The sequence below is a fragment of the Kitasatospora sp. NBC_01560 genome (assembly GCF_045208415.1).
GTDB lineage: Bacteria > Actinomycetota > Actinomycetes > Streptomycetales > Streptomycetaceae > Kitasatospora.
Map to the genome: position 1 here is coordinate 2702728 of NZ_CP109364.1, position 19188 is coordinate 2721915.

Genomic DNA, 19188 nt, shown 5'->3' on the forward strand with positions numbered 1-19188 from the left:
CAGGCATGGACGCACCCGGCCCGGCGGGCAGCACGACGCGCGGCGGCACGGCGGGTGGCGAGCGGGCTGGTCGGGCGGCGGGCCCGGCTGCGCTGGGTGCACCTGGTACTGGGCGGCGCGCTGCTGATGCCCTACTGGATGCTCTCCAACGTGCTGGCCGGGACGCTCGACCCGGGGCGCGGGACGGCGATGCAGATCGCGCTCTACTTCGCCGCGTTCGGCCTGTCGCTGCCGATGGCCGCCGTCACCGCGCTGGTGCCGACGGTCCGCGCCCTGGAGGGAGCGGCCGCGCGGGCGCTGTGCACGCCGCACCGGCCGGAGGAGGTCGCCACCGGGCCGGCCCGGTCCTGGGCGGCCCGCCGGCGGACCGCCGGCTGGTACGTACTGCACATCCTGTTCGGCGGGGTGGTCAGCGGGATGACCCTGGCCGGGGGGCCGTTCGCGGTCGTGCTGCTGATCGCGCCGTTCGGCGGGCCACGGGTCGACGAGATCGTGCGGTTCTGGCAGGGGTTCGGGTTCCCGGCCTGGGCGTCCGCGCCACTGCTGGGCCTCGGGCTGCTGGCCCTGATCGTCACCGTCAGCGCCGGGCTCGGCGCCCTGCTCGCGCGCTGGGCGCCCGTCCTGCTCGGCCCGACCCCCGACGAGCGGCTGGCCGCCGCCGAACGCCGGGCCACCGTGCTCGCCCAGCGCAACCGGCTGGCCCGCGAACTGCACGACTCGGTCGGCCACGCGCTCAGCGCGGTCGGCATCCAGGCCTCGGCCGCCGCCCGGGTGCTGCGGACCGACCCGGAGTTCGCCGAGGAGGCGCTGCGGGCGATCGGCGAGACCGCGCGGGCCGCCGTCGCCGAGCTGGACGCCGTGCTCGGCCTGCTGCGCGAGGAGGAGCGCGCGGACCCCGGGCCCGCCGGGCCGACCCTCGCCGGGCTGATCGACCTGCTGCGCCAGCTCGCCCGCACCGGCCTGGCGGTCGACGCCGAGCTGCCGCCCGGGCTGGACCGGCTGCCGGCCGCGTTCTCGCGCGAGGCGTACCGGATCGTCCAGGAGGGGCTGACCAACGTCCTGCGGCACTCCGGGCCGGCCGCGCCCGCCGGGCTCCGGATCGGCCTGGCGGCCGGGCGGCTGGAGATCGAACTGACCAATCCGCTGGGCCCGGGCCGACCGGGCCGGCCCGGTGGCGGCCGCGGGCTGCGCGGGATCGGCGAGCGGGCGGCGGCGCTGCGCGGCGGCTGCACCGCCGGGCCCGCGGACGACGGGACGACGTGGCGGCTGGCCGTCTGGCTGCCGGTGGGAGGGACACCATGAGCGGGACGCAGGACACGACGGGCAGTACAGGCAGTACAGGCAGTACAGGCAGTACAGGCAGCGCGGACGGTACGCCGGGCGGGCCGGTCCGGGTGGTGATCGCGGACGACGAGCGGCTGGTGCGGACGGGCCTGCGGGTGGTGATCGACGCCGAGCCGGACCTCACCGTGATCGGCGAGGCCGCCGACGGCGCCGCGGTGGTGCCGCTGGTGCGCGAGCTGCGCCCGGACGTGGTGCTGATGGACGTCCGGATGCCCGGCATCGACGGGATCCGGGCCACCGAGCAGCTGGTCGGTGGCATGACCGAACCGCCGAAGATCGTCGTGGTCACCACCTTCGAGCACGACGACCACGTCTACGACGCGCTGCGGGCCGGCGCCACCGGGTTCCTGCTGAAGCGGGCCAGTGCGGAGGAGATGGTCCAGGCGGTGCGGCTGGTCGCCCGCGGGGAGTCGCTGCTCTTCCCCGCGGCGGTGCGCGAACTCGCCCTGCGCCGGGCGCCGGCCGGACGGCGCCCGGCGGCGCCGGTGCAGGGGCCGGTCGGGCGGCTCACCGAGCGGGAGGGCCAGGTGCTGCGCCTGATGGCCGCCGGGCTGAACAACGGCGAGATCGCCGGGCGGCTGGTGGTCAGCCAGGAGACGGTGAAGACGCACGTCGGCAGCGTGCTGGCCAAGCTGGGCGCCCGGGACCGCACCCAGGCCGTGATCACGGCCTACGAGTCGGGCTTCGTACTCCCGGGGTAGCTCCTGGGACGGCGCCCGGGGCAGCTCCCCGAATGGCACCCGGGACGGCGCCCGGGCCTGCGGCGGAGCAGGTCCGGGGCCGCAGTGACGTTTCTTCCACCCCGGCCCTACCAGCGAGTAGAGTACGACGTTCTCTCCTCTACCGTCCGATACCGCGCGTATCGGCTGAAACGAACTGGTGGCCGCATGGCAGTCCGGACCAGTCCCGCGCTCTGGTGGCGCATGGGCATCGTGCTCTCGGCGGGCCTCGGCCTGACCCTGCAGACCGCGCCGCTGGTGTACTTCACCATCCAGAGCAACGTGATCGTGCTCGGCTACTTCATCGGTGCCGTGTACTGGATGACCAAGCGCGGCACCACCGACGCACCCGCGCCCCGGCTGCGCGGCGCCGCCACGCTGTACATCCTGATCACCGGTCTGGTCTCGCACATCCTGCTGGAGCACGGTGCCAACCCGCTGCCCGGCCTGTTCGACGGGCCGGACAAGCTCCAGCACTGGTCGTCGTTCTTCCTGCACTACGTCACGCCGGTGATGGTGATCATCGACTGGCTCACCCTGAAGCCGCGCAACGCCTCCGCCTGGCGGGACGTCCCGCTCTGGCTGGCCTTCCCGCTCGGGTACGCCGCGATCGTGCTCGCCCGCAACGCGCTGTTCTCCAACTACCCGATGCCCTACCCGTACTTCTTCTTCGACCCGACGACCAAGGGCTACGGGTACGTGTGGGGTCAGATCGCCCTGCTGACCGTGGAGTTCGTCGTCCTCGCAGCGACGGTGATCGGACTGGACCGGCTCGGCACCCTGATCGCGGGCAAGCTGCGGCCCGCCCGCTCCGCGAGCACCACCGAGCCCGCCGGCGAGCCCGCTGCCGAGCGCTCCGAGGCCTGACCCGGACGGCGCGGCGGCCGCTCAGATCCTCCAGGTGCGGATCCGGTCGGCCGCCGCGAACACGTCCGCCCGGCCCTCCGCGATGTCCCGGGCCAGCTCGACCAGCGCGCCGTACGGCGGGTCGATGCCCTCGCGCGCCGCGTGCATGTACGCCGCCGTGGTCATGCAGGCGTAGAGGTTGTTCCGCACCGGCAGCGGCCGCAGCAGCACGATCGTGTGCATCAGGGTGGCCGCGCACCAGGCCGGGTCCGCGTCGTGGCCCAGCTGCGCGGTGTTCACCCGGTGCCGGGCGACGGCCGCCTGGAGGGCCGAGTAGTCCCGGACGCCGAGGTCCTCCGGCGAGGCCCGCTCCTGCACGTCGAGCAGCCAGCGCAGATCGACCCGGAGCAGCATCACACCCGCACCCCCGGCCTCACGCGGCGGGCGCGTCCTCCGGGAAGGCCGCGTCGAACTCCTCCCGGTGCACCTGCCAGAACGCCACCGCGTGGTCGACGAAGTCCCGCCGTTGCTGCTCCCGCACGCTCAGATCGTGGACGTAGGCCTTGATGCTCTTGCCGTCGGCGGCGGCGGCCTCGCGGATGGCGGCGAGCTCGTGCTCCGTGTACTCGATGTTGAGCGCAGGCATGGCGCCGATGGTACTGGAGGGTAAGGGAGTTGGGTACCGGATCGGCACCGGTCCGCGGCGGCCCGGGGCCCGCACCCGACACCCGGCACCCGGCACCCGGCACCCGGCACCCGGCATCTCGTCCCCCGCCGCCCGCCGCCCGGGCCCGGGGCGGCGCCCCCGACGCCCCGGGCACCCCCGCCGGCCGCTACATCGGCTCCACCGCCCGCAGTTCGCCGTCCAGCTCCAGCCAGCGGGTGATCCCGAGGCCGCGCAGGAAGGGCACGTCGTGGCTGGCCACGATCAGCGCCCCCTGGTAGGCGGCGAGTGCCTGGGTGAGCTGGCGAACGCTGGCGAGGTCGAGGTTGTTGGTCGGCTCGTCGAGCAGCAGCAGCTGCGGCGGCGGGTCGGCCAGCAACAGGGCGGCCAGCGTGGCGCGGAACCGCTCACCGCCGGAGAGGGTCGCTGCGGGCTGGTCCGCCCGGCCGCCGCGGAACAGGAAGCGGGCCAGCCGGGCCCGGACGACGTTGTCCCCCGCGGTCGGCGCGAACCGCTTGACGTTCCCCGCGACGCTGAGCGCGTCGTCCAGCAGGTCGAGCCGCTGCGGCAGGTGGCGCAGCGGCACCGGGGTGGTGATCTCGCCCTCCAGCGGGGCGAGTTCCCCGGCGACGACCCGCAGCAGGGTGCTCTTCCCCGCGCCGTTGCGCCCCATCAGGGCGATCCGCTCGGGGCCGCGCAGGTCGAGCTCGACCGTCCCGCCGTGCGGCAGCCGGACCTTCTGCAGGGTGAGCACGGTGCGGCCGGCCGGCACGGCGGTGCGCGGCAGGTCGATCCGGATCTCGGCGTCGTCGCGGACGGCCTCCTCGGCGGCGGTGAGCCGCTGCTTGGCCTCCTCCAGCCGCTCGGTGTGCATGCCCTGGAGCCGGCCGGCCGTCTCCTGGCCCTGGCGCTTCAGCTTGCCGGCGAAGATGTGCGGGTCGTTGCGGGTGACCGAGCGCTTCTTGCCGTAGCTGGCGCTGCGCTCCAGCCGGGAGCGGGCCTCGACCAAGTCCCGTTTCTGGCGGTGGACGTCGGCCTCGGCGTTGCGCAGCAGCCGCTCGGCCGTCTCCTGCTGGGCGGCGACGGTGCGCTCGTAGTCGGCGAAGTTCCCTCCGTACCAGGTGACCTGGCCGTCCCGGAGGTCGGCGATCTGGTCGACGTGCTGGAGCAGCTCGCGGTCGTGGCTGACGATCAGCATCACGCCGCCCCAGCCCGCCACCGTCTCGTAGAGCCGCTCGCGGGCGGCCCGGTCGAGGTTGTTGGTGGGCTCGTCGAGCAACAGGATGTCGGGCCGGCGCAGCAGCAGGGCCGCCAGCCGGAGCAGGACGGCCTCGCCGCCGGAGAGCTCGCCGGTGGTGCGGTCGAGCCCGAGCCGTTGCAGGCCGAGCCGGTCGAGGGTGGCGCGGGCGCGCTCCTCGACGTCCCAGTCGTCGCCGACGGCGTCGAAGTGGCGCTGGTCGGTGTCGCCGGACTCGATGGCGTGCAGGGCCTCGCGGGCGGCCCGGACGCCGAGCGCCTCGTCGACCCGCAGGGTGGTGTCGAGGGTGAGGCCCTGCGGCAGGTAGCCGAGCTCGCCGCCGACCTTGACGCTGCCGGTGGTCGGGGTGAGCTCGCCGGCGACGAGGCGCAGCAGGGTGGACTTTCCGGCCCCGTTGAGCCCGATCAGCCCCGTCCGGCCGGGGCCGACGGCGAGGTGGAAGCCGTCCAGGACGGTTCGGCCGTCGGGCCATTCGAAACCGAGGTCGGTGCAGAGGACGGACGTACTGGGTTGTGCCATGGATGGCCTCCCGGGTGGTTGCCTGTGGTCTGGTGAGCAACACGGGAGACACCGCGGGAGTGTGCGCGGCGGGGACGCGGGGGTGCGCGGAGGCACGGGAGGGGTACCGGCCGTCAAGGGCTCCGGGCTGTCAAGAGCTCTCCGGGCTGTCAGGGGCTCCAGGCTGTCAGGGGCTCCGGACCGGCTCACCACCGAGGTCGCGCACTCGCACACTCACGCATCACGTGCACCGGGCCGAACAGGCTTGGCTGTACCGGCGGGGCTGCATCGCGGCGGGGGCGGTGTCTCGGGACCTCAGTAGAGCAACGGCCTTCTCCTGTTCTGGCGGGTGGCGGTTCTCACGTTACGAAGGCCGGCGGACCCCTGCAACCGGTTTATTCGGTGCCGAGCAGGTGCCGATCCGGTGACGCACGTGCCGATCCGGTGACAGCCGCGTCCCGGTCCAGGGTCGGCGTAAGGAAGCCCTTATCCGCATGGCAGACTCCTCATTCGCCATACCTGCGGTCCGGGCCCGCCCGGACCGTACGGCGTTCATCCACAGGGGGAATTGAACTCATGTCACCGATATCCCGGACGGCTCGTGCAGCGCTGGGCGCCTCCGTCGTCGCGCTCACGATGGTCGTGGCGACGGCGTGCGGACCCGACAACGCCGACCCGGCCGGGGCCGAGAGCGCGGCGCCCACCACGGCGGCCACCGCCTCGGCCGCAGGCACCGACAAGCCCGGCGCGGCGCCGATCAAGCTGCCCAGCCTCGACGAGCTGAAGAAGTGGAAGTACGAGGACTGGGAGAAGTTCGCCCAGCAGAACGTGATCACCCCGGCTGTGAAGGGCTACTGGGACCTCCAGAAGATCCTGAAGGCCAAGCCGTCCAAGCCCGGCCCGGGCAACGATCCGACCTCCCAGCCCACCAGCGCGGCGCCGAACCAGCCGACCGGCCAGCCGCCGGCGGACAACGGCAACGACCCGCTGCCGAAGCTGGTCGAGGAGAAGCCCGTCCCGCACCCGTTCGCGAAGAACTTCCACGTGAACGGCAAGCTGTTCTTCCAGGACGGCACCCAGGAGTACGTCTGCTCCGGCACGGTGATCTCCGACCCGGCCAACCCGGGCAAGAGCAACCTGGTCTGGACGGCCAGCCACTGCCTGCACGGCGGCAAGGGCGGCAAGTCCCACACCAACATCACCTTCGCCCCGGCGTTCAACAGCACCGGCGTGCTGAGCGGCGGCAAGCAGGCCTCGCTGGCGCAGGCCGAGCCGTACGGCGAGTGGGGCGCGGTCGCCGGCATCGTCTCCCCGACCTGGGCGAGCGAGGCGGACCCGGAGTACGGCGGCCCGTGGAGCCAGTACGACTTCGGCATCATCCGGGTGGCGAACCCGGACGGCAGCAGCAAGTCGCTGGAGGAGGTCGTCGGCGGTTCGGTGCCGGTCTGGTTCAACGCCCCGCGTGACCAGATCACCGCGGTCAGCAGCTACGGCTACCCGGCGGGCAAGCCGTTCGACGGCATGGAGCTGGAGCACTGCGACAGCGGCAAGCCGGTCCGCCACACGATCGACCAGAGCCGCCCGGCGATGCTGACCATCGGCTGCAACGGCACCGGCGGCGACAGCGGCGGCGGCTGGTTCGCCACCAAGGACGGCAAGCAGGTGCTGGTGTCGGACACCTCCATCGGCGGCAACGACAACACCTGGGAGGCCGGCCCGTACCTGGACGACGTCGCCCAGCACGCGCTGGAGTACATCTCCAAGAAGAAGTGACCTCGGGCACGCCCTGAGCGCCGCCCCCGGGCCCGCAGCCTTCCCGCTGCGGGCCCCGCGCGTTCCCGGGGGCGTTCACCGGCGGCGCTTCCGGGCGCACGGCCGGGCGCGACGGCCGGCCCGTCCGGGCTCCCCGGCGCCTGCCGGGGCTCCGGCTCCCCCGGGCTCCCCGGCTCTTCTAGAATCGGGGTCATCATGAGCGCCACACTCGTAGTCAAGGACCTCAGCGCCGGCCACGGCGACCGCACCCTCTTCTCCGGCCTGGACCTGGTCGTCGCCCCGGGGGACGTGATCGGCCTGGTCGGCGTCAACGGCGCCGGCAAGTCGACGCTGCTGCGGCTGCTGGCCGGGCTGGACACCCCCGAGGGGGGCTCGCTGCGGCTCAGCCCGGCGAGCGCCAACGTCGGCCACCTGCCGCAGGAGCCGGAGCGCCGCGAGGGCGAGTCCGTCCGGGAGTTCCTGGCCCGGCGCACCGGGGTGTCGGCCGCGCAGGCGGCGCTGGACGAGGCCACCGAGGGCCTGGTCGAGAGCCGCCCGGGCGCCGACGACGCGTACGCGGAGAGCCTGGACCGCTGGCTGGAGCTGGGTGGCGCCGACCTGGAGGACCGGGCCGAGGAGGTCGCCGACTCGCTCGGCCTGAAGGTCTCGCTCGACCTGCCGATGACCGCGCTCTCCGGCGGCCAGGCCGCCCGGGCCGGCCTCGCCTCGCTGCTGCTCTCCCGCTACGACGTCTTCCTGCTCGACGAGCCCACCAACGACCTCGACCTGGACGGCCTGGAGCGGCTGGAGTCCTTCGTCAAGGGCCTGCGCGTGGGCACCGTGCTGATCAGCCACGACCGCGAGTTCCTGGCCCGCACGGTGACCAAGGTGCTGGAGCTGGACCTCGCCCAGCAGCAGGTCAACCTGTACGGCGGCGGTTACGAGGCGTACCTGGAGGAGCGGGCGGTGGCCCGCCGGCACGCGCGCGAGGAGTACGACGAGTACGCCGACACCAAGGCCGGCCTGGAGGCCCGGGCCCGGATGCAGCGCGGCTGGATGGAGCACGGCGTGCGCAACGCACGCCGCAAGTCCTCCGACAACGACAAGATCGGCCGTGCGATGCGGTCCGAGTCGACCGAGAAGCAGGCCTCCAAGGCCCGGCAGACCCAGCGGATGATCGAGCGGCTGGACGTGGTCGACGAGCCCCGCAAGGAGTGGGAGCTGCGGATGGAGATCACCACCGCGCCGCGCTCCGGCTCGGTGGTGGCCACCCTGCGCGGGGCGGCCGTCCGCCGCGGCGACTTCGCCTTCGGCCCGGTGGACCTGCAGATCGACTGGGCCGACCGGGTCGCCATCACCGGGGCCAACGGCGCGGGCAAGTCCACCCTGCTGGCCGCGCTGCTCGGCCGGCTCGAACTGGACTCCGGCAGCGCCGTACTGGGCTCCGGCGTGCTGGTCGGCGAGGTGGACCAGGCGCGCGGGCACATCTTCGGGAACGCGCAGAGCCTGGGCGGCGAGCCGCTGGCGGAGGCGTTCGCCGCCGCCGTGCCGGAGCTGACCCCGGAGGAGGTCCGCACCCTGCTGGCCAAGTTCGGCCTGAAGGCGGTGCACGTGATGCGCCCGGCCACCACCCTCTCGCCCGGCGAGCGGACCCGGGCGGCGCTGGCCCTGCTCCAGGCCCGCGGGGTGAACCTGCTGGTGCTGGACGAGCCCACCAACCACCTGGACCTGCCCGCCATCGAGCAGCTGGAGTCCGCGCTCGCCTCGTACACCGGCACGCTGCTGCTGGTCACGCACGACCGGCGGATGCTGGACACCGTCGCGGTGAACCGGCGGATCGAGGTCCGTGACGGGCGCGTCCTGGAGAGCTGACCGTCCAGGGGGAAGTGGTCTCTACCTCTTCCCGGACCGGCCGTCATGTGCTGTGCTGTCGCCCATGGTTGACAGCACAGTGGCGGCCGGTCCCTCGTACCCGAGCGTCCCGCTCCGCCCGATGACGGTGCCCGCCCACGAGGCCGAGGCACGCAGCAGGTCCTTCCACGACGTGATGGCGCAGCGCCGGACCGTCCGCGACTACTCGACCCGGCCCGTCCCGGACGGCGTGATCGAGTGGGCGGTCCGCACCGCGAACACCGCTCCCAGCGGCGCGCACGTCCAGCCGTGGCGGTTCGTGGTGATCACCGACCCGGAGCGCAAGCGGCGGCTGCGCGAGGCCGCCGAGGCGGAGGAGCGCGAGTTCTACGCGCACCGGGCCTCCGCCGAGTGGCTGGCCGCGCTGGCGCCGATCGGCACCGACTGGGAGAAGCCCTTCCTGGAGGACGCGCCCGCGGTGATCGTGGTGTTCGAGGTGCACAAGGGCCCGCGGACGCCGCGCCCGTACTACACCAAGGAGTCGGTGGGCATCGCCGTCGGCCTGCTGCTCGCCACCCTGCACCAGGCCGGGCTGGCCACGCTCACCCACACCCCGAGCCCGATGAAGTTCCTCAACGAGGTGTGCGAACGGCCGGCCGAGGAACGGGCCGCCTACGTCATCCCGGTCGGCTACCCGGCGGACGGCGCGCGCGTGCCCGACCTGCGGCGCAAGGAGCTCGACGAGGTGCTGGTGCGCCTCTGACGCTCCCCCGGGCGGCGCCGTCGCCCCGGCGGTTCGCCGCTGGTGGCAGGTCTGGACCGCGTCCATAATCGCGCTCATGAGTCCTGTCATGTCACCGTCCTGCGAGGTCTCCCCCGGCCGGCCGCCGGAACTGCTGCGCCTGGCCGGCGGGGTGTCCCTGCACCGCCGCGGGCCCGACCGCGCGGCCGCGCTCAACGCCGCCGTCCGGGCCAACCTGGACCATCTGCGGCCCTGGCTGGCCTGGGCGGCCGAGGCCCCCACCCGGGCCCTCACCGCCGAGCTGGCCAGGGCCGGCGCGGCCGCCTGGGAGGCCGGCACCGACTTCATCTACCTGCTCGGCGTCGACGCCGAACCCGGCAGCGTGATCGGCTCGTTCGGCCTGCATGCCCGGATCGGCCCGGGCGCGCTGGAGCTCGGCTACTGGGTGGACGCGGCGTACGCCGGCCGGGGCATCGCCACCACCGCCGCGCAGGCCCTGACCGGGGCCGCCCTCGCCCTGCCCGGGATCGGCCGGGTGGAGATCCACTGCGACCGGGCCAACGGCGCCAGCGCCGCGGTGGCGCGCAAGGCGGGCTACCGGCTCGCCCGGACCGCCGAGGTGGCGGTCCGGGCACCGGGCGAGACGGGGCGGCAGCTGGTCTGGGTCAGCGGAGACCAAGCCGACATCAGTCGGTAGCGGCCGGGACGGTCACGACCGGCCGGGCCGGTAGCGGCCGGGACGGTCACGACCGGCCGGGCCGGTAGCGGCCGGGACGGTCAGTAACGGCCGCCGGTCGGCGCCGGCAGTGCGTCCAGCTCGGCGAGGTCCGCCGCCGGGAGCACCACGCCGGCCGCGCCCGCGTTGTCCACCAGGTACTTCGGCGTCTTGGTGCCAGGGATCGGCAGGACGTACCGGCCCTGCGCCAGCACCCAGGCCAGCGCCACCTGGGCCGGCGTCGCACCGACCCGCCCGGCGACCTCCTTCACCTTCTCCACCAGCGCCAGGTTGGCCGCCAGCGCCTCCTGCTGGAACCGCGGCAGGGAGCGGCGGAAGTCGTCGGCCGGGAGCTGGTCCGCGGAGGAGATGGAGCCGGTCAGGAAGCCCCGGCCGAGCGGCGAGAACGGCAGGAAGGCGATGCCCTCTGCCTCGGTGTACGGCAGCACCTCGGCCAGCGCGTCCCTGGTCCAGAGCGACAGCTCGGACTGCACGGACGCCACCGGGTGCACCGCCTGCGCCCGCTTGATCTCCTCGACGCTCACCTCGGAGAGGCCGATCCGGCGCGCCTTGCCGGCCGCGACGGCCTCGGCGAGCGCGCCCCAGGTCTCCTCGATCGGCACGTCCGGGTCCACCCGGTGCAGCTGGTAGAGGTCGACGTGGTCGGTGCCGAGGCGGCGCAGGCTCTCGTCGATCGAGCGCCGCACGTGCTCCGGCCGGCCGTTCCGGTCGACCCGCCGGCCCTCGTCGCCGGGCACCAGGCCCACCTTGGTGGCCAGCACGGCGCGCTCCCGGTACGGGCCGGCCAGCGCGGCGCCGACCACCTCCTCGTTGCTGTACGGGCCGTAGATGTCGGCGGTGTCGATCAGGGTGACGCCGAGGTCGAGCGCCTCCCGGATCACCCGCACCGAAGTCTCGTCGTCGCGGTTCTGCGGGTCGTAGGCCCAGGTCATCCCCATGCAGCCGAGCCCGACCACACCGACCTCGGGACCATGCTCGCCGAGCGTGCTGGTACGCATCTTCCGGTACTCCTCCGTGTCGTGGATCAACGGCTCCAGCCTCTCTCTTCGAGTGCGCTCCAGGTCAAGCCCCGCCCCCGGCGAGCCACTCCAGCCATCCGGCCGCCAGCACCAGGCCGGCGAGCGCCCGGTAGCCGCCCGCCCCCGGATGGGCGCCGTCGCCGGCCAGGGCCTCGCCCGTCCAGACCTCGTCCGCGGCGAGCGCGGCCGTCACGTCGACGAAGGGCACGCCACGCTCGGCGCAGCGCCCCGCCAGTGCGCCGGCGAGCGTCAGCAGCCGGTCGAGGTGCTCGGCACCCGCGTCGGCGACCGGCGGCGGGCCGACCACCAGGACGCCGAGCCCGCGCTCCCGGGCGCCGTCCAGCAGGGCGGCGAGGTTGGCCGCGCACTGCTCCGGGGCCACCCGCGGCCGGCCGTCCTCGCGCACGGTGTCGTTGCTGCCGACCGAGAGGACCAGCCGGTTGTCGGCCCCCGGCACCGTCCGTGCGTCCACCTCCGGCCAGATCCGGGCCAGTACGTCCGCCGAGGTGTTCCGGCGGACGCCGAGGTTGAACGCCGTGGCCTGTCCGCCGGCGGCCTGGAGCACCCGGCCGACCCAGCCGCGGTACTCCGGGTCCCCGACGCCCTGGACGAAGGAGTCCCCGAGGAAGCAGATGCGCAGATTGGTGATCATCGCGCCACCCTAGGGAGCTGCGCGGCGTACCCGGGCAGGTTTCCGACAGGCGGACACCCGGTCCGCAACTCAGCCGCGGGGATCAGAAGTTGCCGTTGTCCGTCCAGGTGTACCAGGCGCCGGAGCGGTGGGTGTAGGTGTCGCCGTGGCGCTCGGCGGGCGGGCCGTCCGGGAGGTAGGCCCAGCCGGTCACCTCGAACAGGCCGGCGCCCTCGACGGTGAAGCGCAGGCCACTGCCGACCGCCTGCACGTCGCTCGCCCGGTAGCCGCCGACCCAGCTGCCCTGCGGGGCGTGGGCCACGCCGTCGGCGAGCGTCCGCTCGGCGAAGGCCGTCATCGCCGGGCGGCTGAGCTCGAACCGGGCCTGCTGCGGCACCTGGGCGCCGACGAGCCCGGCCCCGGCGGCCGCCACCAGCGGGAGCACCGCCCAGCGCCAGGCGCCCTCCGGGTGGTGCAGCTCGACCGGGTCGGTGAGGAGCTGGCGGACCGGCCAGAGCACGGCGAGCGCGATCGCCGCGCAGACGGCCAGGCCGAGCAGCGTCCAGTCGACCGCCGGCCCGCTGAAGGCGAACGCCGCCGTCGCCGTGGTCAGCGCCCCGCCCAGCAGGACGGACCTGCCCGGCCGGGCCAGTCGCTCGCGCTTGGTCCACAGCAGCACCAGCGGTAGGCCGACCGGCACCGCCAACACCGTGAGCGCGACGACCGGGAAGGCGGACCCGAGGTTGCAGACCGCGGCCAGGAGCACCACGGGCAGCAGGTAGAGCCCGTTGAGGGGCGTCTTCGGCACCGCGAGGGCAAGCGCGATCGCCGCCGCGAGGACCAGCGGGCCCCGGTGGCCGTCGAGCGTGATGCGGTGGCGCCACCCGGCGCCGGCTGAGGAGATCATGGCGATTGTCCTACCACAGGCCGGCGTCGGACGATCTTCGTTCGCCCCACCCGGCCGGCGGACGGGCCGGGCCGGTCACCGCCGGGCCGCCCGGGGCCGGCGCCACGCGGGACCGGGGCGGGAACCGGTCGCGCACAACTTCCGTCCTCCCAGCGACGGTTCAGGTGCTCAACGGACAGTTCACGGGGGTGGGCATGTCGGACAGCGGCAACGTCGTCGGAATCCTCTTCGGCATCGTCGGGTCGGTGTTCGCGGCATTGGGACCGGCGATGGCGGTCGCCGCGGTGCACCGGGCCCGGCTACGGGCCCGGACCCTGGCGAACGGGCTGGTGGCGCAGGCCGTCTGCCTGGAGACGTACGTGACGGAGGAACGGGTGGGCACGGACCTGTCGGACCGGCGCACCCGCTCGGTGCGGCACGTGATCCTCGGGTTCCGGACCTTCGACGGCCGGGACGTGCGGTTCCGGGACACGTCGGGCGCACCCCGGGTCGTGGGCGACCACGTGCCCGTGCGGTACCTGCCCGACCGGCCGCACCGCGCGGTGACCGCCGACCGGGGCACGTCGGGCGCCGTCGCCGGCGCCGTGGTGGCCACGGTGTTCGGCCTGGTCTTCGCCGTCACCGGGCTGTTCTTCGCCTTCCTCGGCTTCGGGATCGCGACCGGCGGCGACGGCATCGCTCCGGCCCCCGACGGCCGCACCGTCTGCACCTGGGACCGGTCCGCCGCCCGGCTCGCCTGCCCCGACGGCGTCGACTTCTCCGACCTCGATCTCCCGTAGGGCGCAGGTGCCGCCCCCGGCACGAGCCGCGCGCCGCCGGCCACGGGGCCGCCCCCGCCACGACGGTCAGGTGGCCGACGGCGGAGGACCGGCCTTCCTTAAAGCGCTCGTAAGGCTTTCCCCCGAGGGCCTTTGATGCCCCGGAAGTTCTTGACGTGCACAGCTGGTCTAGTCCACGTTGGTGCCCAGCACCGCGCACCTCCCCCACACCGGACACCACCCCACCGCCCACGGCCGCCCGCCCGCGTTCCCCCACCGCGGCGGGCGGCCGGGCACCGTCCCGAGAGGCACCCCCATGCCACGCGCGCCCCACGGCACCCCCGCGCCCGACACCACCGCAGCCGCCTCCGCGCCCGACTCCCCCGGCCGGCACCGCCGTTCGGGCGGCCGGGTCAAGCTGCTCAGCCTCGCCGCCGCCACCGTACTCGCGGCCGGCGGCCTCGCCACCCTGGCCGGGAACGCCGGCGCGGCCGACGGCAACCTGCTGGCCAACGCCGGCTTCGAGAGCGGCTCGGCCGGCCCCTGGAGCTGTTCCGGCGGCACCGGCAGCGTCGTCAACTCCGGCGCGCACAGCGGCACGTACGCCCTCAAAGGGTCCGCCAGCAGCAGCGACACCGCCCAGTGCGGCCAGACCGTCGCCGTGCAGCCCAACACCAAGTACACGCTGAGCGCCTGGGTCCAGGGCCAGTACGTCTACCTCGGCGCCACCGGCAGCGGGGTCACCGACCCGGCGGTCTGGACGCCCGGCGGCGCCTCCTGGCAGCAGCTGAGCACCACCATCACCACCGGCCCGGCCACCACCAGCGTCACCGTCTACCTGCACGGCTGGTACGGGCAGGGCGCCTACCTGGCCGACGACGTCGCGCTCACCGGCCCCGGCGGCAACCCGACCACCCCGCCGCCGACCTCGGCCACGCCGACGGTGACCCCGACGCCCACCGGCACCGGGACGCCCACCACCCCGACGCCGAACGTCGCCGTCCCGGTGGCCCCCTACATCGACATGGGCGCCTGGCCCACCCCGTCGCTGCCGGCGATGGCCAAGGCCGGCAACCTGAAGTCCTTCACCATGGGCTTCGTGACCGGCGTCGGCTGCAAGGCCAGCTGGTTCAACGCCTACGACCCGCGGACCGGCTGGGCCAAGGACCAGGTGGACGCGCTGCGGGCGGCCGGCGGCGACGTCAAGGTCTCCTTCGGTGGCGCCAGCGGCACCGAACTCGCCGCCGCCTGCACCGGCGTCGACCCGCTGTTCGCCGAGTACGACGCCGTGGTCAAGGCGTACGGCCTGCGCTACGTCGACTTCGACATCGAGGGCGCGGCGATCGCCGACACCGCCGCCAACGACCGCCGCTCGGCCGCGCTGGCCAAGCTGCAGAAGGCCAACCCCGGCCTGAAGGTCTCCTTCACCCTGCCGGTGCTGCCCGAGGGCCTCACCACCGAGGGCGTCGCGATCGTCAAGTCGGCCCGTGACGCGGGCGTGGACGTCGACCTGGTGAACATCATGGCGATGGACTACTACCGCACCGGCTCCGACTACGGCGACGCGGCCGTCCAGGCCGCGCAGGCGCTGTACGGCCAGCTCAAGGCGCTGTACCCGGCGAAGACGGACGCCCAGCTCTGGGCCGCGGTCGGCGTCACGCCGATGATCGGCGAGAACGACGACCACCAGATCTACAACCAGGCCGACGCCCAGCAGCTGGTGGCCTTCGCCAAGCAGCACCACCTCGGCGAGCTGGCCTTCTGGGACGCCACCCGGGACGCCAACGCCTGCACCGGCGCCCTGTTCAAGTGCACCAACATCGCCCAGCAGCCGTACGAGTTCGCGAAGATCTTCGCCCAGTACGCCGGCTGAGCCGGCCGGGATGCCGGCGGCTCCCCGGGGCGTCGACGCCTCAGGGGGCCGCCAGCACCGCGCGCGAGCGGTCCGCCGCGATCCGCACCGCGAAGCCGGCCAGCGCCGTCCCCATCAGGTAGCGGTGCACCCGCTGCCAGAGCGGGCGGGCCGCGAAGAACGCGGACACCGAACCGGCCGTCAGCACGAACAGGCCGTTGCCGGCCACCCCCACGGCGATCTGCGTCAGGCCCAGCAGCAGGCTCTGCGCGGCGACGTGGCCGCGCTCCGGCTGCACGAACTGCGGCAGCAGCGACACGTAGAGGATCGCGATCTTGGGGTTCAGCAGGCAGGTCAGCAGCCCCATGCCGAAGAGCCGGGCCGGCCGGTCGGCGGCCAGCTCCTTGGGGGCGAAGGCCGAACTGCCGCCCGGGCGGACGGCCTTCCAGGCCAGCCAGAGCAGGTAGCCGGCGCCGGCCAGCTTGACCGCCAGGTAGACCTCCGGCACCAGCGCGAAGACCGCCGCGATGCCGGCCGTCGCCGCGATCAGGTAGGTCAGGAAGCCCACGAAGACGCCCGCCAGCGAGATCAGCCCGGCCCGGCGGCCCTGGGCGACCGACCGGGACACCAGGTAGATCATGTTCGGTCCCGGGGTGAGCACCATCCCCGTGGACACCGTCGCAATGCCGGCTATCGCGCCGAGACTCACCATCGTGTTCTCCCCGTACCCCGTGGTGACCGCGGCGCGTCCCGCCGCGATCAAGATCCTCATCCTACGAATAATGTGATCCCACTTCTCCGGTGAAAGCCGGTACAGTCCTCCCCTACTGCCCGGGGTGTAGCGCAGAGGCAGGCGCGCCGCCTCAGCAGGGCGGGTACGCCGGTTCGAATCCGGCCTCCTCGGGCAGGCCTGGTCCCGTAGCGCAGAGGCAGGCGCATCGGCCTTCGGATCCGAGCACGCCGGTTCGAATCCGGTCGGGACCACCACGGCACAGGGCATCAAGGGGGCGGACATGACGGTCCGGAGCGACGAGCAGGGCACCGGGGAGCGCGACGACGTCACCACCGAGGAGCTGGCCGCCTTCAGTCGCACCCTCGGCCGCCTCCGCGCCCTCCCCGCCGACAACCGCGTCCGGCTGCACGCCGAACGGCAGCTGGAGTCCTTCGTCCGCGAGAGCCGCAAGCGGCGGCGCCAGGGCGTCAAGGACGAGGCCCGGCAGGCCGACAGCGATCTGCTCGCCGCCACCGCCACCGGCGCCCGCGACCGCCGCGAGGACGCGCCGCTCCCCGACCGCGCCACCGGCGTGCTCGGCGAACTCCGGCTCGGCCGCCGCTGCTACGTCTGCAAGCAGCCCTACCGCCAGGTCGACGCCTTCTACCACCTGCTCTGCTCCGCCTGCGCCGAGGACAACACCACCCGCCGCGCCCTCGCCACCGACCTGCGCGGCCGCCGGGCGCTGCTCACCGGCGGCCGGGTGAAGATCGGCTTCCAGCTCGCGCTGATGATGCTGCGCGACGGCGCCGAACTGATCGTCACCAGCCGGTTCCCGCACGACACCGTGCGACGCTTCCACGCCGCCGCCGGCAGTGCCGAGTGGCGCGACCGCCTCACCGTGGTCGGCATCGACCTGCGCGACCCGCGCCAGGTGCTCGGCCTGGCCGAGCAGCTCCGCGCCGACGGGCGCCCGTTGGACATCCTGGTCAACAACGCCGCGCAGACCCTGCGCCGCCCGCCCGAGTCCTACGCGCTGCTCGCCGCCGGCGAGCGGGCCGCCCTGCCCGCCGCGTCCACCGAGGTCGTCCACGCCCCGGGGTTCCGGCCGATGCCCGCGCTGGCCCCGGCCTGGCCCGCCGCCGAACTCGACACCGCGGCCGACCGGTCGGCCGCCGTCCTGCTGCCGGAGCTGGCCGACGAGGCCGGTCTGCTGCCGGACCTCGCGCCGGTCAACTCCTGGTCGGCCCGGCTCGGCACGCTGGACCCGGGCGAGCTCCTGGAGACCCAGCTCGTCAACGCCCTCGCCCCCGCGCTGCTCTGCGACCGGCTGCTCCCGCTGCTGCTCGCCTCCCCGCACCCGCGCCGCTACATCGTCAACGTCACCGCCGTGGAGGGCCGGTTCGCCGTCCGCAACAAGACCGCCGGCCACCCGCACACCAACATGGCCAAGGCCGCCCTCAACATGCTCACCCGGACCAGCGCCGAGGAACTCGCCGCCCGGGGCGTGCACATGTGCGCCGTCGACACCGGCTGGATCACCGACGAGAACCCGGCCCCCAAGAAGAGCCGGATCGCCGCCGAGGGCTTCCGCACGCCGCTCGACATCGTCGACGGAGCGGCCCGCGTCTACGACCCGATCGTCCGCGGCGAGGCCGGCGCACCGGTCTCCGGCGTCTTCCTCAAGGACTACCGCGAGGCGGCGTGGTGACCGGCCCGCTCCCGGGGATCGCCTCGATCGTCCCCCGGCCCAGCACCGACCTCGCGCCGCTGCTCGCCTGGCTGCGGACCGGCCGCCCCACCGAGCAACGCCTCGACTTCCCCGCCGGCACCGCCCTGCCCGACGGGCGGCTCGACCTCTGCAAGCAGCAACTCGGCCCGGACGGCGCCGCGCTGGTCGCCGATGCGGTCGCCGACGCGGCCACCGGCGGGAGCGCACCCGTCCGCCACCTGCTGCTCGGCACCGACGGGCTCGGCGACGCGGGCGCGGCCGCCGTCGCCGACCGCACGAGCGGCACCGGCGTCGAGACGCTCTACCTGGGCTGCAACGGCATCACCACCACCGGCGCCTGCCGGCTCGCCGACCGCCTGTACGCCTCGCCGCACGTCGTCCGGGCGCTCTGGCTCAAGCGCAACCCGCTGGGCCCGGCGGGCGGACCGGCCGCCGCCGAACTCGTCCGCGCCGCCGCCGAGCTGCACACCCTCGACCTGGTGCAGACCGGGCTGGACGCGGCCGGGCTGCGGGCCCTGGCCGACGCCGTGCTCGCCTCCGGGCGGCGCTTCGAACGCCTCTACCTCGGCGGAAACCCACTCGGCCCGGACGGCGCCGTCCAGGCCGCCCGGCTGATCACCGCCGGTGTCCTCGACGAGCTGTACATTCCGGCCGCCGGGCTCGGCGACGCGGGCGCCGACGTGCTCGCCCGCGCGCTCGCCGAGGCACCGCCCGGGCGGCTGCGCCGGCTCTCCGCCGCCAGCTCGGGCCTCGGGCCGGCCGCGGCCGCCCGGTTGGTCGCCGCGGCGGCAGAGGCCGGGGTGGAGCTGCTCGACCTCGGCCGGATCCGCGCCGCCGCCGTCCTCACCGCCGCCGACAACCGGCTCGACGCCACTGCCACCGCCGCCATCGCCGAGACCCTCGCCGGGCGGGCCCACGGCCTGCGCCACCTCGTCCTGGCCGGCACCGGCCTGCGCAGCCGGGACGCCCTGCCGCTGCTCGCCGGCGCCGAGCGCTCCCCGTACGCGACCCGCTACGTCCTCGGCAAGGGCGTCGCCACCACCGTCCGGCGCCGGCTCGACGCCCTGGCCGCCGACGTCCCCGCCCCGGTGGTGCCGGCGGCCGTCGCGGCGGTCCGCAGCGTCCACCGCTGAGCAGGCCGTCAGCACGGGAGCGCACCCCGCGCCG

18 protein-coding genes and 2 tRNA genes are annotated in these 19188 nt (G+C 74.5%); 13 read left to right on the forward strand and 7 right to left on the reverse strand.

Annotation, left to right across the window (positions count from 1 at the left end):
• Positions 1-54: 54 nt before the first annotated feature.
• The 3 genes from OH807_RS11470 (at position 55) to OH807_RS11480 (ending at position 2930) form a co-directional block, all read left to right on the forward strand.
• Complete coding sequence (locus tag OH807_RS11470) at positions 55-1302, forward strand: histidine kinase (protein ID WP_406197183.1); 1248 nt, start codon at positions 55-57, stop codon at positions 1300-1302.
• Positions 1299-2045 carry a response regulator gene (locus OH807_RS11475; protein WP_406197186.1) on the forward strand — a complete coding sequence of 249 codons (747 nt, stop codon included), beginning with the start codon at positions 1299-1301 and terminating at the stop codon, positions 2043-2045. Before OH807_RS11470 ends, OH807_RS11475 begins: the two co-directional genes overlap by 4 nt.
• Positions 2046-2231: 186 nt before the next feature.
• Positions 2232-2930, forward strand: coding sequence for a Pr6Pr family membrane protein (locus OH807_RS11480; protein WP_406197188.1), 699 nt, complete (start codon positions 2232-2234; stop codon positions 2928-2930).
• A gap of 21 nt (positions 2931-2951) precedes the next feature.
• Here OH807_RS11480 and OH807_RS11485 read toward each other — a convergent pair whose 3' ends face one another.
• From OH807_RS11485 to OH807_RS11495, 3 genes are all read right to left on the reverse strand, one after another.
• A complete protein-coding gene (locus OH807_RS11485) occupies positions 2952-3323 on the reverse strand; it encodes a toxin Doc (protein ID WP_406197191.1) in 372 nt (123 codons plus the stop codon).
• A gap of 19 nt (positions 3324-3342) precedes the next feature.
• Positions 3343-3555, reverse strand: a complete 213-nt coding sequence (locus OH807_RS11490) for a hypothetical protein (RefSeq protein WP_406197193.1) — start codon at positions 3553-3555, stop codon at positions 3343-3345.
• Between the two features lie 187 nt (positions 3556-3742).
• Positions 3743-5350 (reverse strand): ABC-F family ATP-binding cassette domain-containing protein, encoded by a 1608-nt coding sequence (locus OH807_RS11495; protein WP_406197196.1) that lies wholly within the window; start codon positions 5348-5350, stop codon positions 3743-3745.
• A gap of 555 nt (positions 5351-5905) precedes the next feature.
• Here OH807_RS11495 and OH807_RS11500 point away from each other — a divergent pair.
• The 4 genes from OH807_RS11500 (at position 5906) to OH807_RS11515 (ending at position 10371) form a co-directional block, all read left to right on the forward strand.
• On the forward strand, positions 5906-7102 hold the full coding sequence (locus OH807_RS11500; protein ID WP_406197198.1) for a trypsin-like serine peptidase: 1197 nt from the start codon (positions 5906-5908) through the stop codon (positions 7100-7102).
• Between the two features lie 195 nt (positions 7103-7297).
• Positions 7298-8953 carry an ABC-F family ATP-binding cassette domain-containing protein gene (locus OH807_RS11505; protein WP_406197201.1) on the forward strand — a complete coding sequence of 552 codons (1656 nt, stop codon included), beginning with the start codon at positions 7298-7300 and terminating at the stop codon, positions 8951-8953.
• A 64-nt stretch (positions 8954-9017) separates the two neighbouring features.
• Entirely contained in the window at positions 9018-9695 is a 678-nt protein-coding gene (locus OH807_RS11510) for a nitroreductase family protein (protein ID WP_406197203.1), read from the forward strand.
• 76 nt (positions 9696-9771) lie between these two features.
• A complete protein-coding gene (locus OH807_RS11515) occupies positions 9772-10371 on the forward strand; it encodes a GNAT family N-acetyltransferase (RefSeq protein WP_406197205.1) in 600 nt (199 codons plus the stop codon).
• Positions 10372-10451: 80 nt separating this feature from the next.
• Here OH807_RS11515 and OH807_RS11520 read toward each other — a convergent pair whose 3' ends face one another.
• From OH807_RS11520 to OH807_RS11530, 3 genes are all read right to left on the reverse strand, one after another.
• The gene (locus OH807_RS11520; protein WP_406197208.1) at positions 10452-11408 is read right to left on the reverse strand and encodes an aldo/keto reductase; all 957 of its coding nucleotides are present in this window, start codon (positions 11406-11408) and stop codon (positions 10452-10454) included.
• A 64-nt stretch (positions 11409-11472) separates the two neighbouring features.
• The gene (locus tag OH807_RS11525; RefSeq protein ID WP_406197210.1) at positions 11473-12081 is read right to left on the reverse strand and encodes a GDSL-type esterase/lipase family protein; all 609 of its coding nucleotides are present in this window, start codon (positions 12079-12081) and stop codon (positions 11473-11475) included.
• Between the two features lie 82 nt (positions 12082-12163).
• A complete protein-coding gene (locus OH807_RS11530; protein WP_406197211.1) occupies positions 12164-12967 on the reverse strand; it encodes a hypothetical protein in 804 nt (267 codons plus the stop codon).
• Positions 12968-13161: 194 nt separating this feature from the next.
• Between OH807_RS11530 and OH807_RS11535 the strand changes: the two genes are divergently transcribed.
• Together OH807_RS11535 and OH807_RS11540 are read left to right on the forward strand one after the other, a co-directional pair.
• Positions 13162-13746: a DUF3592 domain-containing protein gene (locus tag OH807_RS11535; protein WP_406197213.1), complete on the forward strand. Its 585-nt coding sequence runs from the start codon at positions 13162-13164 to the stop codon at positions 13744-13746.
• A 295-nt stretch (positions 13747-14041) separates the two neighbouring features.
• On the forward strand, positions 14042-15598 hold the full coding sequence (locus OH807_RS11540) for a carbohydrate binding domain-containing protein (protein WP_406197215.1): 1557 nt from the start codon (positions 14042-14044) through the stop codon (positions 15596-15598).
• A 40-nt stretch (positions 15599-15638) separates the two neighbouring features.
• Here the strand turns inward: OH807_RS11540 and OH807_RS11545 are convergent, their stop codons facing one another.
• Positions 15639-16289, reverse strand: coding sequence for a LysE family translocator (locus OH807_RS11545; protein ID WP_406210906.1), 651 nt, complete (start codon positions 16287-16289; stop codon positions 15639-15641).
• Between the two features lie 120 nt (positions 16290-16409).
• On the opposite strand from OH807_RS11545, the gene OH807_RS11550 reads away from it, so the two are divergent.
• The 4 genes from OH807_RS11550 (at position 16410) to OH807_RS11565 (ending at position 19154) form a co-directional block, all read left to right on the forward strand.
• Positions 16410-16481 (forward strand) — tRNA-Ala (locus tag OH807_RS11550).
• Between the two features lie 8 nt (positions 16482-16489).
• A tRNA-Arg gene (locus tag OH807_RS11555) sits at positions 16490-16564 on the forward strand.
• 26 nt (positions 16565-16590) lie between these two features.
• Complete coding sequence (locus OH807_RS11560) at positions 16591-18000, forward strand: SDR family NAD(P)-dependent oxidoreductase (protein ID WP_406197217.1); 1410 nt, start codon at positions 16591-16593, stop codon at positions 17998-18000.
• Positions 17997-19154, forward strand: a complete 1158-nt coding sequence (locus tag OH807_RS11565; RefSeq protein ID WP_406197218.1) for a ribonuclease inhibitor — start codon at positions 17997-17999, stop codon at positions 19152-19154. Before OH807_RS11560 ends, OH807_RS11565 begins: the two co-directional genes overlap by 4 nt.
• Positions 19155-19188: the final 34 nt, after the last annotated feature.

What these genes read in the sequence shown, in the direction of transcription:
- OH807_RS11475 (WP_406197186.1), top strand. Translation starts at nt 1,299, where the DNA reads ATGAGCGGGACGCAGGACACGACGGGCAGTACAGGCAGTACAGGCAGT.
- OH807_RS11480 (WP_406197188.1), top strand. Translation starts at nt 2,232, where the DNA reads ATGGCAGTCCGGACCAGTCCCGCGCTCTGGTGGCGCATGGGCATCGTG.
- OH807_RS11485 (WP_406197191.1), bottom strand. Translation starts at nt 3,323, where the DNA reads ATGCTGCTCCGGGTCGATCTGCGCTGGCTGCTCGACGTGCAGGAGCGG.
- OH807_RS11490 (WP_406197193.1), bottom strand. Translation starts at nt 3,555, where the DNA reads ATGCCTGCGCTCAACATCGAGTACACGGAGCACGAGCTCGCCGCCATC.
- OH807_RS11495 (WP_406197196.1), bottom strand. Translation starts at nt 5,350, where the DNA reads ATGGCACAACCCAGTACGTCCGTCCTCTGCACCGACCTCGGTTTCGAA.
- OH807_RS11500 (WP_406197198.1), top strand. Translation starts at nt 5,906, where the DNA reads ATGTCACCGATATCCCGGACGGCTCGTGCAGCGCTGGGCGCCTCCGTC.
- OH807_RS11505 (WP_406197201.1), top strand. Translation starts at nt 7,298, where the DNA reads ATGAGCGCCACACTCGTAGTCAAGGACCTCAGCGCCGGCCACGGCGAC.
- OH807_RS11510 (WP_406197203.1), top strand. Translation starts at nt 9,018, where the DNA reads ATGGTTGACAGCACAGTGGCGGCCGGTCCCTCGTACCCGAGCGTCCCG.
- OH807_RS11515 (WP_406197205.1), top strand. Translation starts at nt 9,772, where the DNA reads ATGAGTCCTGTCATGTCACCGTCCTGCGAGGTCTCCCCCGGCCGGCCG.
- OH807_RS11520 (WP_406197208.1), bottom strand. Translation starts at nt 11,408, where the DNA reads ATGCGTACCAGCACGCTCGGCGAGCATGGTCCCGAGGTCGGTGTGGTC.
- OH807_RS11525 (WP_406197210.1), bottom strand. Translation starts at nt 12,081, where the DNA reads ATGATCACCAATCTGCGCATCTGCTTCCTCGGGGACTCCTTCGTCCAG.
- OH807_RS11530 (WP_406197211.1), bottom strand. Translation starts at nt 12,967, where the DNA reads ATGATCTCCTCAGCCGGCGCCGGGTGGCGCCACCGCATCACGCTCGAC.
- OH807_RS11535 (WP_406197213.1), top strand. Translation starts at nt 13,162, where the DNA reads ATGTCGGACAGCGGCAACGTCGTCGGAATCCTCTTCGGCATCGTCGGG.
- OH807_RS11540 (WP_406197215.1), top strand. Translation starts at nt 14,042, where the DNA reads ATGCCACGCGCGCCCCACGGCACCCCCGCGCCCGACACCACCGCAGCC.
- OH807_RS11545 (WP_406210906.1), bottom strand. Translation starts at nt 16,289, where the DNA reads ATGGTGAGTCTCGGCGCGATAGCCGGCATTGCGACGGTGTCCACGGGG.
- OH807_RS11560 (WP_406197217.1), top strand. Translation starts at nt 16,591, where the DNA reads ATGACGGTCCGGAGCGACGAGCAGGGCACCGGGGAGCGCGACGACGTC.